This is a genomic window from Nitrospira sp. BLG_1 (genome assembly GCF_047338595.1).
Lineage (GTDB): Bacteria > Nitrospirota > Nitrospiria > Nitrospirales > Nitrospiraceae > Nitrospira_D.
Window position 1 is genome coordinate 1 of record NZ_JBLFBO010000059.1, and the last position, 12771, is coordinate 12771.

The 12771-nt window shown below is 55.7% G+C and carries 13 protein-coding genes; 10 read left to right on the forward strand and 3 right to left on the reverse strand.

Going from position 1 to position 12771, the window contains the following annotated elements; genetic code table 11:
• Positions 1-63: 63 nt before the first annotated feature.
• The 3 genes from ACMTNU_RS18850 to ACMTNU_RS18860 all read left to right on the forward strand — a co-directional run bounded on the left by ACMTNU_RS18850 (position 64) and on the right by ACMTNU_RS18860 (position 1131).
• Positions 64-405, forward strand: coding sequence for a type II toxin-antitoxin system RelE/ParE family toxin (locus tag ACMTNU_RS18850; RefSeq protein WP_413936834.1), 342 nt, complete (start codon positions 64-66; stop codon positions 403-405).
• 15 nt (positions 406-420) lie between these two features.
• The gene (locus ACMTNU_RS18855; protein ID WP_413936835.1) at positions 421-741 is read left to right on the forward strand and encodes a DNA-binding protein; all 321 of its coding nucleotides are present in this window, start codon (positions 421-423) and stop codon (positions 739-741) included.
• Positions 742-888: 147 nt separating this feature from the next.
• Complete coding sequence (locus tag ACMTNU_RS18860) at positions 889-1131, forward strand: type II toxin-antitoxin system MqsA family antitoxin (protein WP_413936836.1); 243 nt, start codon at positions 889-891, stop codon at positions 1129-1131.
• On the opposite strand, the gene ACMTNU_RS18865 is transcribed toward ACMTNU_RS18860, so the two are convergent.
• The 3 genes from ACMTNU_RS18865 to ACMTNU_RS18875 form a co-directional block, all read right to left on the reverse strand.
• Entirely contained in the window at positions 1128-1331 is a 204-nt protein-coding gene (locus ACMTNU_RS18865) for a hypothetical protein (protein WP_413936837.1), read from the reverse strand. The two genes, ACMTNU_RS18860 and ACMTNU_RS18865, sit on opposite strands and share 4 nt — an antisense overlap.
• Before the next feature lie 111 nt (positions 1332-1442).
• A complete protein-coding gene (locus ACMTNU_RS18870; RefSeq protein WP_413936838.1) occupies positions 1443-1832 on the reverse strand; it encodes a PIN domain-containing protein in 390 nt (129 codons plus the stop codon).
• Positions 1819-2058 carry a type II toxin-antitoxin system VapB family antitoxin gene (locus ACMTNU_RS18875; RefSeq protein WP_413936839.1) on the reverse strand — a complete coding sequence of 80 codons (240 nt, stop codon included), beginning with the start codon at positions 2056-2058 and terminating at the stop codon, positions 1819-1821. Before ACMTNU_RS18875 ends, ACMTNU_RS18870 begins: the two co-directional genes overlap by 14 nt.
• A 325-nt stretch (positions 2059-2383) precedes the next feature.
• Here ACMTNU_RS18875 and ACMTNU_RS18880 point away from each other — a divergent pair, with 325 nt between their 5' ends.
• From ACMTNU_RS18880 to smbP, 7 genes are all read left to right on the forward strand, one after another.
• Positions 2384-6607: a hypothetical protein gene (locus ACMTNU_RS18880; protein ID WP_413936840.1), complete on the forward strand. Its 4224-nt coding sequence runs from the start codon at positions 2384-2386 to the stop codon at positions 6605-6607.
• Between the two features lie 783 nt (positions 6608-7390).
• Positions 7391-7711 carry a type II toxin-antitoxin system HicB family antitoxin gene (locus ACMTNU_RS18885; protein ID WP_413936841.1) on the forward strand — a complete coding sequence of 107 codons (321 nt, stop codon included), beginning with the start codon at positions 7391-7393 and terminating at the stop codon, positions 7709-7711.
• The gene (locus ACMTNU_RS18890; RefSeq protein ID WP_413936842.1) at positions 7696-7875 is read left to right on the forward strand and encodes a CopG family antitoxin; all 180 of its coding nucleotides are present in this window, start codon (positions 7696-7698) and stop codon (positions 7873-7875) included. Before ACMTNU_RS18885 ends, ACMTNU_RS18890 begins: the two co-directional genes overlap by 16 nt.
• Positions 7876-8080: 205 nt before the next feature.
• Positions 8081-8662 (forward strand): tetratricopeptide repeat protein, encoded by a 582-nt coding sequence (locus ACMTNU_RS18895; RefSeq protein WP_413936843.1) that lies wholly within the window; start codon positions 8081-8083, stop codon positions 8660-8662.
• 108 nt (positions 8663-8770) lie between these two features.
• Complete coding sequence (locus ACMTNU_RS18900; protein ID WP_413936844.1) at positions 8771-9049, forward strand: hypothetical protein; 279 nt, start codon at positions 8771-8773, stop codon at positions 9047-9049.
• Between the two features lie 112 nt (positions 9050-9161).
• Entirely contained in the window at positions 9162-10208 is a 1047-nt protein-coding gene (locus ACMTNU_RS18905) for a glutathionylspermidine synthase family protein (protein ID WP_413936845.1), read from the forward strand.
• Positions 10209-10480: 272 nt separating this feature from the next.
• Positions 10481-10858 (forward strand): small metal-binding protein SmbP, encoded by a 378-nt coding sequence (gene smbP / locus ACMTNU_RS18910; RefSeq protein ID WP_413936846.1) that lies wholly within the window; start codon positions 10481-10483, stop codon positions 10856-10858.
• Positions 10859-12771 lie beyond the last annotated feature (1913 nt).

A 12771-nucleotide genomic window follows, 5' to 3' on the forward strand; every position in this document is an offset into this window, starting at 1 on the left:
CTTAGCCTTCAGCCTCCAACCTCCTACATTGGTTTTGTGGTAACCTATGTGTTACCATAGTATGTGGCTGACGTCAGAGTCCTGGAATATTGCGATGGGCAGGGGCGGTCGCCTTTTGCAGCGTGGTTCGATGGGCTGAATGCGGCGGCTGCGGCGAAGGTCACCGCCACGCTCTATCAACTCATGGCAGGAAACTGGTCACAGGTCAAAGGGGTCGGTGGAGGAGTGTTCGAGCGAAAGATAGATTTCGGTCCAGGCTATCGAGTCTATTTTGGAAAGGACGGAGATCGCCTGGTGATTCTCCTTGGTGGAAGCAGCAAGCAGCGGCAGCAACAACGCATCGACGCCGCACACGAGCGATGGGCAGACTATCGACGTCGGAAACGCCTGAAGACAGAGGCGTGAGGCAACGGAGGAATCATGGCCCTCACACGGGAATTTAAAGACACAGTTGTCACGCGAGTCCAACGCGACCCACGGTTTCGGGAATCGCTCTTCACCGAAGCGATGAATGCCTACCTGGGAGGGGACACCGGTACGGGAAAAGCGGTTCTCCGCGATCTGGTGAACGCGACGGTAGGCTTCGAGGAATTGGCGGCGGTGCTCAAGAAGCCGAGCAAGAGCCTCCACCGCATGCTCGCTCCCCATGGGAATCCGAGCACGGAAAACTTTTTCGGGATTGTGCATGCGCTTCAGAAAAAGACCCGTGTCCGACTTCAGGTCACGGCCAAGGCTAGCTGAGCGTCTCGGACCGGATGATGGAGAAGTCGCAGAGGTAGAAAGATCGTCGCCGCTCAGAATCTGCCGACTCGGTACGCCATGTCATCACGCCTACCGTCCGGACCTGGAGCACTTTGAAGCGGATTGCAAGACCAGGAGGAAAAGGCTATGAGTGGACATGTCGGACGGTGTCCCCTGTGTGGCGGAGGGAAGCAACCAGGGACAACGGCCTTTGCCGTGGACTTGAAGTTTGGTGTGGAGGTTGTACGAGATGTTCCGGCATTCGTCTGCGGCCAATGCGGCGATGCTTGGATCGACGATCCAGTAGCGGCGAAGCTGGAGCGCATCGTGTCAAATGCGCATAGCAAGCATGCGGCGGTGGAAGTCACGCAGTGGCAACAGGTCGCCTAAGATTGAGCGTGGACAGCCTGGCAATGACGGATGCGATAGACCTCACCAACGAGCAGCGCCGTCACATCGTTGCGAAACTTCAGCGCCTCATCGACCAGATCCACGACCTCCAGGCAGGCTAGCGTCCGATAGTCACACAGACGCGGCGGGTCTCTTGCCGGTCTGCCGAACCAGGTCATCCTCGCCGCGATTCCGCTCATCAGAAGCGCTTACTCAATCATTGGCCATGATCGCTCCGGCGTGAATGTAATGAGCGACATGTTGGTTGTGTTCCTGCTCGACGCCGGCAAGACGACAACTCCGATCAAGGCTCAGATCGACGCGGGCATGTAGAGGGACAGACCGGGAATCCTTGTGAAGTGGGTATCGAGGCTGTATACACGGCACCCGTGGTCAATGGCCAATGCCGCGATCAAGAGATCTGATAGCGGCAGGGTGATCCCTTTGCGAAGAAGCTGTGCCGAGAGGTCGCCGGTATGCATCCACGTCGAGGTGGTCACTTCACGATAGGGTAAAGCCGACAGAGCATCAGAAAGGGTCACCCGTTCCGAGGGCGTCCTGCACCCTTGGAGTAACTCGGCCAGCACGACGCCTACCAACATCACGTCGTCGGCATCGATAAGCAGATCCAGCGCGGCTTTTTCGTGAGAGTCCGGACGGTTGAAGAAAGGAATCCAGACGGAGGTATCAGCGATGACCATGTCGGCGGCGCTTTAACGAAGATTGATGCTGGAGTTCGACTGCTTCCAGCCGCTTCCAGTCCAGATCCAGATGGATAGTGCCGCTTAACGACTTGAGTTGATCCAGCTTTTTTCTTCGGATCAATTCCGCAGCAGCCTGGTGAATGGCATCGGTTTTTGTTTTGGCGGCGGTCACGTTCATCAGTTGCCGAATGAGCTTTTCATCAAGATCCAATGTGGTCCGCATAAGTCCTTCCTTGAATGATATGCTCCTATCGTATGCATGGTACATGCATAAGTCAACCATTCCCCAAGGAGGACGCACCGGGGCGCCGACGAGTTGATGAGGCGGTAGGGTCTTCCATAACTCAAGACTCACCACCCACAATGTCCTGAGCTCACGTAGCCGTCAGACTTTCCATACCTACAGGGGGTGCGTGATTTCTTAGAGAGAAACGGGTAAGCTTCCGCGAATTTTATATTAAAAGTAGATTCCTGACACCGTTTCAGGATTTCATCATGCATTAGCTATCTGCAGCATGGGCTGACATTTGTGACAACGCTGCAAGTTTATGCCCGAGATTAATTTTAAGAACATCGCGGCTCGAGGTGGGAGCGTCGAAAACGCCTTTGAGGAACTCTGCTGTCAGCTAGCCTCCAGGAGTCGACCGGCCGATACTAGATTTGAGCGCTATCGTGGTGCGGGCGGCGATGGTGGCGTTGAATGTAAAGTGATCGGTACGAATGGCTGTGTGACCGGCTGGCAGACGAAGTATGTGTTCGATATCGATGGTCTTTTGAAGCAGACGCAGCTCTCATTCGAAACGGCGCTTTCCATCCACCCTGATCTGACACGCTATGTGGTGTGCTTCCCCTTTGATCTCACGGGCAAGACAGGGCGCAAAGGTAAAAGCCAGACCGAGAAGTTCGACGAGTGGGCGCGGAAGGTGAAAGCCGACGCAAAGGCCAAGGGGCACGCCCTGACCATCGAACGGCGGTCGGCGCACGATCTTCAGGATCTCGTTTTGGCGAATGACCGGTCGGGTGGCCTTCGTCACTATTTCTTTTCCGCGACGACGTTCTCCGAAGTGTGGTTCGAAAACCATATTGCTACCGCTAAGCATATAGCTGGTCCGCGATATAACCGGGAGATCAGCCTCAAAACGCCTCTGTCAGAATGGTTCTTATCATTCGAAGGAGAGCTGGACTGGCAGGCGCAGTTTGCCACTAAGATCGAGGCCTGCCGTAAGGAGACAAACGACGTCGAGAGGCTGGTTGAGAAAAAGAGTGCCGATCCTGCGTTTCCTGGCTGGCCGGAGACCGCTCGCGGAATTGGGAAAAGGGTGGTCGCTAATTCGCAAGCCTGCGTCCAAAGCGCAGAGGCACTCGTGGGCGCGCCGACAGAAGAGGGAATCACGAAGCTTCAGACCTGTATTGACCACGTTATTGTTCAATTCGCTTCCCTTGAAAACGACCTGACTTTGGAATTGGACACCAAGCATGGCAAAGGGTCCTCAGATTCAAAGCGCTTCCGATCGTTCATGGCCGAATATCAGTGTTCATTCCCCGCGGCCAATCTTGACGCGGTGCGCGATGCCCAGCGCAAATGGCGCGCATTCTCCGATTGGCTTTCGTCTCCGGCTGGTTATCTCGCATTCAAGCCAGTGTTTGTGCTGAGCGGGACCGGTGGCGCAGGCAAGACGCACAGCCTATGCGACATCGCACAACGCCGACTAGCTGACGGCGCCTACACATGCGTTGTCTTCGGACACCAATTCAGTGGAGAGCCCGATCCATGGACTCGATTCGCCGAGTCGATCGGAGCTCCGCTCACGCTCGGTTGCGACGGCGTGCTCGACGCGCTCGACGCTGCGGCAGAATGCTCGGGCAAGAAGCTCGTGATCTGCGTGGATGCGGTGAACGAAACGCGGCCGAAGAGCTATTGGTTCGGCCGCTTCGCCGAGTTCGCCATGGCGGTGCTCTCGCGCGCGCATCTCAAGCTCTGCGTCTCGTGCCGTACCTCATTCCTCCCCGTGTGCCTGCCGAAGGACTTTGCAGATCAGGCGGTCGAGCACAAGGGCTTCGCAGGAATGGAGAGAGAGGCCTGCAACGCCTTCTTCTCTCACTATGAGTTGGAGCCCCCTCTCGTCCCGGTCTTGCAGCCCGAGCTAGTAAACCCGCTCTATCTTAAGCTGGTCTGCGAGACCCTGAAGGCGAAGGGGCTGAAGCAATTGCCAAAAGGATGGTTTGGTATTGCCCCTGTCATCCGCGCGTTTCTCGCATATAAGGAAGAACAGTTCGCGACCGAACACAGCGTCTCCTCAGGCGCAGCTATAGTCAGCGGTTCTCTTCGGGCGATCAGCGCCGCGATCGCTCGTGTGGGCAGCGCGGCTCTCCACTGGTCTGAAGCCCAGTCGGTTATCGACAAGGCGAAGCCGCAGGCTAAAGGCCTCAATGTCCTGCAGTGGCTCGTCACGGCGGACCTGCTGATCGAGGACGGCCCCTCAACCGATGCCATTGGTGCAGAGAACGTCGTGCGTCCAGCCTTCGAGCGATTCGGCGATTTCCTTGTGGCGTCGGAGATGCTTGATTCCCTCACGAGATCAAACGTTTCTGAGGCCTTCCGGAGTGGTGGTCAATTCGCTCACCTCTTGGGCACGATACAGGCAGTCCGGGAAAATGCCGGCCTGCTTTCGGCGATCTCCGTTCTCTTGCCAGAAAAGATACTCGGCATAGAGCTCACCGACTTGGTCGAAGATGATTCCGTCCGAAGCGAGATTGCCACCGTCGTTGTGCGCTCCCTTCCATGGCGTACCGCAGAAACGTTCTTGCCATCAACACAGAACGTGCTCCGGGAAATGCTCAACACCCCCGATGCATATAAGGCAATCGATGCCATGCTGGCGGTCTCCACGCAGGAGTCGGAGATCGATGCGTTGTGGCTCAATGAGGTCTTGGGGCGGCTGCCGTTCGCCAAGCGGGACGCGTTTTGGTGTGGTTATCTGAAGCTCGGCTACAAGGGGAACAACATCGTCCGCCGTATAATCGAAACTGCGAAGGACATAGACCTTCAGAAAGTCGATTCCTCGACCGCGGAACGCTGGTGCGTTGTCCTCCTTTGGTTCAGCGCAGCGGCTGATCGTCGAGTGAAGGACTCTGCGGTCAGAGCGGCGATAGCGATCCTGCGCGTTCACACGACGATCCTCCCCAAGGTAGTGGCTATGTTCCTATCGGCCGATGACGATGAGGTACGAGAGCGGTCCTTGCTCATCGCATATGGCGTCTTAATTCATTCGCGAGACAAACCTGTGCTGAAAAAGCTGGCCGAGGAGCTGCTTACCGCGTATGCGACCCGCCCAGAAGATTTCCAGAATGCGATCATCCGCGACCATATTCGATGTATCGCCGAGCTGGCGGCACACCTTGACTGCCTCGATAAGAGGTTCGATCCAACGCTGCCAAGCCAGCGCAATTTGACGACACCTCGCCCGGAACCTCCAGCCAAGAGCGAGGAAGAGGCATGGAAAGACGAGAAAGACTACGGCGTTCGCTTGGTGGTTCGAAGCTGTATGCATGATGACTTCAATCACTACTCAATCAACTGCCTGAACGGATGGAATCGCGCGATGCCTAAGCCTGCCATAGGACGGTGGATTGCGAAGCGTATTCTGGACGACTTCGGATACAGAGGTTCACAGTGCACCCACTATGACTTCTCCGTAACCCAAGAGACCGGAGGTGGCAGGGGAAAACCGGCGTGGGCCGAGCGAATCGGAAAAAAGTATCAGTGGATCGCGATGTATCAGCTGGCATCCCGCCTCTATGACAGCGCCGACCGAGAGAAAGACTCGTTCGAACGGACGACGGGACGGCTCCCTCTCATTTTAATCGATGAGCGTAAGCTAGATCCGACCATCTCTCGTACCAAACGTGCTGACCGGACGCCTTCCGAGTGTTGGTGGGTAGGCGGCAACGTAGATCTACACTCAACAAAACAGCTCGACTGCTCAACGTGGGTTCACCAAAATGACGATCTGCCATCGATGCAGTCGCTTCTCGCGCCTAAGAGCCACGAGGGCCAGAGCTGGATGCCGTTGATGTGTTATCCGACGTGGTCCGAATATCGGGAAGCCCGACCATATGGTGAGCCATACAGATCGACCTGGATTCACTTGGAGGCGTTTTTAGTTCAGGAGGCTCAATTCCTTGCTGCAATGAAGGCTATATCTCGACGTAATTTCTTCGGAAACTGGATGCCCCGCGGTGCTCAATGGCTTCATGTCTTCGTCGGCGAATATCCTTGGGCGAGCGTGTGCAACGTGGAAACCGATGACTGGCTAGGCTTCGGTCATCGGGTAAGCGGTTCTAAATTGGAGTTCGTGCCTGTCTCCAATGAAATAAATTGTGAATGGGAGTATGATGGCAGTCTGCCCAGTAGTATCCATTTTCATGTCCCAGCTCGCGCATTCTTTGAAGCGGGGCCGCTCTGGTGGGATGGTGTGGACGGTTTCTCAATCGCCAATGGAAAGACTGTTTTTCGCGATCCATCCTCTTCGGAAGGTGGTCCCGCTACCTTGTTGGCAGATAGAGATGACCTACTCATTCGATTGAAGAAATTAGGCTGTCGTCTTGTATGGACACTTCTTGGCGAAAAATACATTTTGGGTGAGAAAGCTCATTTCACGCCTCAAGTGACATATTCTCAAACAGCATCCCTTAACGAGGATGGGACCATCGTTGTTGGTGATCGTGTTTTTTTCGAAGATCATGACAAGGACCAAGGTCTGGCGAGTTGATCAGTGCGGAACCTAAGGAACCGAAGCTGTTTGATTCCTAGGTCGATTCGTAGAGTATAGTTCGGGGGCAGATTGTGTCTGTTGTATTCACTCATTCGACGGTGGGGCAAAGGAAAGGCCGAGAGACGGGCGTATTTAGAACTGCGGCAATGGCTGGATCTTGAATTGTGCATGTACTCTTATAAGACGATACTTCATACCACTACCTGTCAGGAGTGTCTCACGTAACACGGATTCCCAACACCGGACGAGGAGGAGGCAGAATGAAACAGTGCGCCCTGCTTCCTAAAGTTGCCCATGTGCGGTCGGCCCTATTCCGAATAAGGGGTCACAAAGAGGGTCAGATCTTGAATCGTGCATGCGCGGCTCTGATGCAACGCGATCGTTCAAACAAGCAAGACTCGCCCGACACTCTCTCCGCTGTGTCGGCGCAATGGCCGTTCATCATGGGTGGACGTTAATGGGGTCGGGCTTTGCTCTCTTCAAGTTTTGGCGATCATGGTCAGCAGGTCTGTGAGAATCCATGCCGCTCATGAGTCGTGACATGCGTGAGGAGTCTTGTTGAAGGGGCAAGGAACAAGGTTCAAGAGGCAAGGAAGAAGAAACAAGGATCAGATGATCATGCGACGAGGAGACGACTAGGTCATAGCTTGGATCGTAACTCGTGCAGGGAATCCCGTGACGAACGTTCCCTCGGCCGTAGGAATCGAGGGTTGTGAAGATGGCCATGTGAGTTTTCACACTCCGGTCTGGTATACGTACCGCTGTGAGGAGGGCGCAAGCATGAAAGAACAGCTCACGGCGGTCTTTCAACAGGTGCCTGAAGGGTATATTGCCGTTGTTGGGGAATTACCCGGTGCAAACACCCAGGGTGAGACGCTCGATAAGGCCCGAACGAATCTTCACGAAGCGGTTCAATTGGTCTTGGAATCAAACCGTGCGCTGGCAGAAGACCTAAAAGAACTGAGAACCTATCATGCGCAAGCTCAAACGCCGACCGACGTTCAAGACTGTGCAAGCGGAGGCCGCCTTTTGGCGCGTCGCACGACTCCACGGTGTATGTCAACTAATCCAAGGGGCGTCGCCTGGTGTTCCCACGCCTGAAACCGTCGACAGAAACGATTTCTCTCCGCCTCCCGAAGTCGTTGCTTGATCACCTCAAGACGTTGGCCAACAAGCGCGACGTGCCATATCAAACCCTCTTGAAGCTGTTTGTGCTCGAACATGTGCAGACTGAACTTCGCCTGCGGCCTGCCAAGGCTTCCTGACGCTCGCCCGCTGCTCACGTGTCGTCGGGGTGGATGTCGGCGGGCCTAAGAATGGCGGGTGAGTCATTGCCCTCCGGGAGGAGCAATGAGGACTGAGGGGCTTTTGAATTTCCTCTTCTTTCCTGAGTTGCTCACCCTCGATCACTGCTGAGTCTTGCTCCTAGCATCGCGATCCTTTTAGAATGCGCTACTCCACGAGATGCCCATGTGTACCCGATTTCCCATAGCCCTGGTGTTGTCGATCTTCTGTTTCGCCTTGCCTGCATGGGCTGATTTTCAGGCCGGCATGACGGCGCATGACCGTGAAGACTACGCGACAGCCTTGCGCGAGTGGCAACCGCTGGCAGAGCAGGGCAATGCGTTGGCGCAGTATCAGGTGGGGATGCTATATCACAAGGGCCGCGGTGTGCCGCAGGACGATAGGCAAGCCAGGAAATGGTATGCCAAAGCGGCGGCACAGGGACAGCCCAAGGCGCAGTTCAGCCTTGGCACGTTGTATTTTAATGGGGAAGGCGGTTCGAAAGATTATCAGCAGGCGTTGCGTTGGTTCCGTCTGGCGGCAACCCAAGGCGAGGCGCTTGCTCAAACGAAACTCGCCATCATGTACGATGATGGGAATGGACTGCCGAAAGATAAGGTCCAGGCCTATAAGTGGTTGAGTCTGGCTGCGACGAACGGGGATAAGCCGGCGCCCATGCTGCGCGACTTACTGGCCAAGGAGATGACACCGGCTCAAATCGCCGAGGCCAAGAAACTGGCGAGTGAGTGGAACCCAAAAGTCCGATGAGCCGTCAATCCGTGTAAAATATCCGCACGCGCCTGTCTCTCTGTTCCTTCCCGAGTGTTCTGATTCGATTGAAAGGTTCCCATGGACAAGAAATGCCCGGAGGGGTCTATGCCCGGCCCCATACCTCCTCGTCATCGGCATTCCACCGAGGTGCGGGTGAGTCTAGCTGCAGCGGCGGATGGCTTGGGAGCGATGGTGTGGATCGCTGCCGGGCAGGGAGCAGATGGTTGCTCTGTGCGGGGCGATCAGATCAACAACCGGGGGGTGGTTTCTCCTGCCATGTCGGGAGGCGATGTTTGTTCAGGTGATGAGGTGACGGTTGTGTGCCAACGCGGCGGTTTCGGCTGGACCGGCGGCCAAATCTACAAGCCGGGCGAGGGGACGTAGCAATGCATCGTCGTGCGATGCAGCCGCGTACCGATTGGCCGGCGCAACTTGATCGGGCCGGCGTCACCTAATCATAGTCTGGACGGAGGCTACTGGCGCGAGGATGCCGCCTATGAGTTCAGTCAGGCGCAGGTCGACTGCCTCGACTCGGCCGCTGCATCGGCTCTGTATCGAGGCCGTCGAGCGGATCATTCGCGAGGATCGGTTTGCCGATCTCCGCATCCCCGAACATTCGCGGCCTCGTATCATTGATTCATATGAGCGGCAGGAGCCGTCGCTCTATGGGCGCTTTGATTTCTGGTATGACGGGGTTGGATCGCCGAAATTGCTCGAGTACAATGCCGATACACCCACCTCGTTGGTGGAAGCTGCGGTTGGTCAATGGGAATGGTGGCGAGAGACCTGTCCGGAGGCGGATCAATTCAACTGTCTGCATGAGCGCTTGATCGAGCAGTGGCGCGTGATCCGTCGGTGGGCCTCAACCGATGTGCTCCATTTGGTGTGTTTGGATGGGAGCGACGAGGATCGACAGACGGTGACCTATCTGGCCGACACGGCGAACCAGGCCGGATGGCACGTGCAGACTTTGCCGATCGAACAAATCGGGTGGGAGCCGCGGGAGCGGCGGTTTGTGGATCACCGCAACGAACCGATCTCGACGCTCTTCAAGCTCTATCCCTGGGAATGGATGTGTCAGGACGCATTTGCGGCGGAGCTGTCGCGGTCCTCGATGTTGGTGCTGGAGCCGGCCTGGAAACAGGTGCTCAGCCATAAGGGGCTGCTGGCGTTGTTGTGGGAGTGGTATCCCGACCACCCGAATCTGTTGCCCGCCTTCTTTTCCGGACCGGGAGACTGTGCGGCCTATGTCAGGAAGCCCTTTTGGTCACGCGAAGGCGCCAATATTTCAATCGTGAACGGGGATCAGGTGCTGACGACCGCCGGGCCCTATGACGCGCAGCTCTCGGTCTATCAGCAGTACGTGCCGTTGCCCGTGTTCGAGAGGTGGCATCCGGTAATCGGATCCTGGGTGGTTGGGGACGAGCCGGCAGGGATGGGGATTCGAGAGGATCGTGGTCTGATCCATGGGAATCACAGCCGCTTCGTGCCTCATTTCGTGGTGAACGATGAGCCTGCTGCAAGGGGAGGAATCGGATCGTGACTCGTGTCTGTTCATGAACGAGGACGCTCCACCACCAGCCGTACCTCGATCACAAGACCACAAACCGTTATATGAAGGAGCAATTGCTGAGTCGGTCACGATATAGTCGCCCGTCACATGAGAGGGAGTCGGATTGAACGAGTCCTGCTGTGCTCGGCATCGTTCTCAGTGTGTAGAGCCGGTTCGTTCTGGGAGCACCCATGCTACAATGCGTTCAGTGAAGGATGGTGGACGCGAGCTGGTAACCGTCATTTCAAGAAGGGAGAATGCCCATGAGCCGATATACGACGCACGGGAGTCTTACACTCGCCGCACTGTTTGTCCTCGTCACCTCAACAGTCCTGCCCTTGCAACCGGTGTTTGCGGAAGGCGGGGCACGTCGTGATGCAGTCCGTTCCGAAGACCAGCACCGCCAAGAAGCGATCAAGCTCGCCAAGGAAGCAGCGGACCATAGCAAACAAGGTCATATGGGACCATTCCTGACCAGTGCGGAAGCAGCCATGCAGCATGCGCTCAAGGCAGGGAAGGATGCGCATGTCGATGCAGCGATCGCGGAGCTGAAACATGCCGTTGAGCATGGGAGCGCGGGGCATACCGACGTCGCAACGAAACATGCGGAACAAGCGGTCACGCACCTGTCTGGGAAGTAACGCGGAAGATGGCTTGAAACATGGGAGCGGCGGGTGATTGGCTGGCCGTACTAGCATTGGCCAGAAGATGATCCATTTCCTGCGTGGTTTTCTGGGTGCTGAGGTCCTGACGCTTCAGTCCTACCCTGTGGTTCGCAATCTCGTTGCCGTCATCATTCATGTCTCTGGCAACATGACTCACCCCTGTGGGGTTCGCAGGTCCCGTCTCTCTCTGTGACGGACTCAGCCCATCCGTTGTCCAATGATCATAGGTGGCGATTGCTAGCGGTTGCATTCCGTCCTCGGCTTTCTGACCCGCATTGTGCAGGATGGCTCGTGACGAAACCTATAAGACGACATAGCGGATGGTTCAACAGGCTCACCATCCTGAGCAGAGTCGAAGGACAGGCACGCGGAGCTCGAGGAGGCCGATGCATACTTATCGCAATATAGTATGGTCGGGACCCATGAGCCTGTCCGTCCGGCCATGGGCAACCTCTGGCGATGTTTGCCATAGTGGCGTCTTGGTGCTTGCCGTAGAGGTGTTCATGCACAATGCGGGTTCAATGAGTGGCCTCGACGACATCAGGTCTGCCGATTTTTTCAGCCGATGGGCTATTTTGTGTCGAGAGGATTTTACTGATTGCACAAAGTCTGGTATATCACACATGCAGTAACACTATTTCTAAACCCGAGGGGAGGTGAGGTACTCATGGCGACGAAGAAAGCAGCAGCGAAGAAGCCGGCGAAGAAGGCGGCCAAGAAGAAGAAGTAGTCATCGTAGCATGGGAGGCGGCGGCCACGTCGCCTCCTCACTTCCTCCCATCTTTCATCATTCCCAGCTCCGTACCGGGAGCTCTTTCATCGAAGAGTTCATCAGTGGCCCTTGCCAGCCCGCTTTTTTCATGACTGTTCGTGGCAAAATTGCGCAACTGTGTCGTGAGACGGTTCGATAGGCTCACCGTCTTGAGCAAGGTCGAAGGACCGGCGCGCGGAGCCCGGAGGACCAGAAGCGTACTCGTGCAGTACGTCGAGGGTCTGAGGGGCAAGCCTGCTGGCCGCAGGCTTGTCGCAACAGCGGATTGGCGATTGCTGCAGAGGAGTCATGAAGAATGCGGGCTAGAAACGTAACTCCCCAAGAGAATTCTTGTCATCAGAGAGGGCTTGCTCTTGCTGAACGACATTTCATGGGGCTGAAATGAATGACCGGGTTGGGATGTAAATGGGTATGCCGGTGATCTGTACCGCAGAAAATGATAGGGGGAGGAGAAAGAAGACCGAAGGATCGGCAGGATACGGACACAATCCCGAAGAATCTGTATGGAAAAAGAAAGGGGAGGTGATACCCCTATCACCTCCCCCCATTTCTTACCGCCGGGAGAGACTCCATGGCGAAAGAAAGCAGCACAGGGATCGTAGCATGAACCTTGGCTCAAAAAAAGCACAAATATATTCATTGAATCAATGGTTTAGAAAATACTTTCTGCATGCCGCATAAATAGAGAGACCGGAACGGGGTATAGGGCTTTGCCGACCTGCCTCATCCGTATGGATGATCTTCAGCCCATCGGCAGCGGAATCTCTTTGAAAGGGGTCCGGCCTGGCGAACAATTTCCGACCATCTTCATGAATCGGCTAGACATGCGCTGAGACCGGAGCGCCACGGTTTTATGTTAGTGGAAGGTGGAGGTCACTCTGTGTCTGAGAGCTTGAAAAGTTGAAAAGAGTGAAGTATTTCAATGCATTGTGAGAGCAATGACTCCTTGAGGAAACTTTGGCGAGAGGGAAGCTTCCAAATTCATCAGAAGTTATTTGGCTCTCCGGCTCAAATTGATGACTCCTTCGAGGCCGACAAGGAGGCGGTAGGGCATTGTGAAACTTCCTCCGCCCCACGATTTCCTTAGACACACCATTGGGGCATACTGCCCCCTCAC

What these genes read in the sequence shown, in the direction of transcription:
- ACMTNU_RS18855 (WP_413936835.1), top strand. Translation starts at nt 421, where the DNA reads ATGGCCCTCACACGGGAATTTAAAGACACAGTTGTCACGCGAGTCCAA.
- ACMTNU_RS18860 (WP_413936836.1), top strand. Translation starts at nt 889, where the DNA reads ATGAGTGGACATGTCGGACGGTGTCCCCTGTGTGGCGGAGGGAAGCAA.
- ACMTNU_RS18865 (WP_413936837.1), bottom strand. Translation starts at nt 1,331, where the DNA reads ATGAGCGGAATCGCGGCGAGGATGACCTGGTTCGGCAGACCGGCAAGA.
- ACMTNU_RS18870 (WP_413936838.1), bottom strand. Translation starts at nt 1,832, where the DNA reads ATGGTCATCGCTGATACCTCCGTCTGGATTCCTTTCTTCAACCGTCCG.
- ACMTNU_RS18875 (WP_413936839.1), bottom strand. Translation starts at nt 2,058, where the DNA reads ATGCGGACCACATTGGATCTTGATGAAAAGCTCATTCGGCAACTGATG.
- ACMTNU_RS18880 (WP_413936840.1), top strand. Translation starts at nt 2,384, where the DNA reads ATGCCCGAGATTAATTTTAAGAACATCGCGGCTCGAGGTGGGAGCGTC.
- ACMTNU_RS18885 (WP_413936841.1), top strand. Translation starts at nt 7,391, where the DNA reads ATGAAAGAACAGCTCACGGCGGTCTTTCAACAGGTGCCTGAAGGGTAT.
- ACMTNU_RS18895 (WP_413936843.1), top strand. Translation starts at nt 8,081, where the DNA reads ATGTGTACCCGATTTCCCATAGCCCTGGTGTTGTCGATCTTCTGTTTC.
- ACMTNU_RS18900 (WP_413936844.1), top strand. Translation starts at nt 8,771, where the DNA reads ATGCCCGGCCCCATACCTCCTCGTCATCGGCATTCCACCGAGGTGCGG.
- ACMTNU_RS18905 (WP_413936845.1), top strand. Translation starts at nt 9,162, where the DNA reads ATGAGTTCAGTCAGGCGCAGGTCGACTGCCTCGACTCGGCCGCTGCAT.
- smbP (WP_413936846.1), top strand. Translation starts at nt 10,481, where the DNA reads ATGAGCCGATATACGACGCACGGGAGTCTTACACTCGCCGCACTGTTT.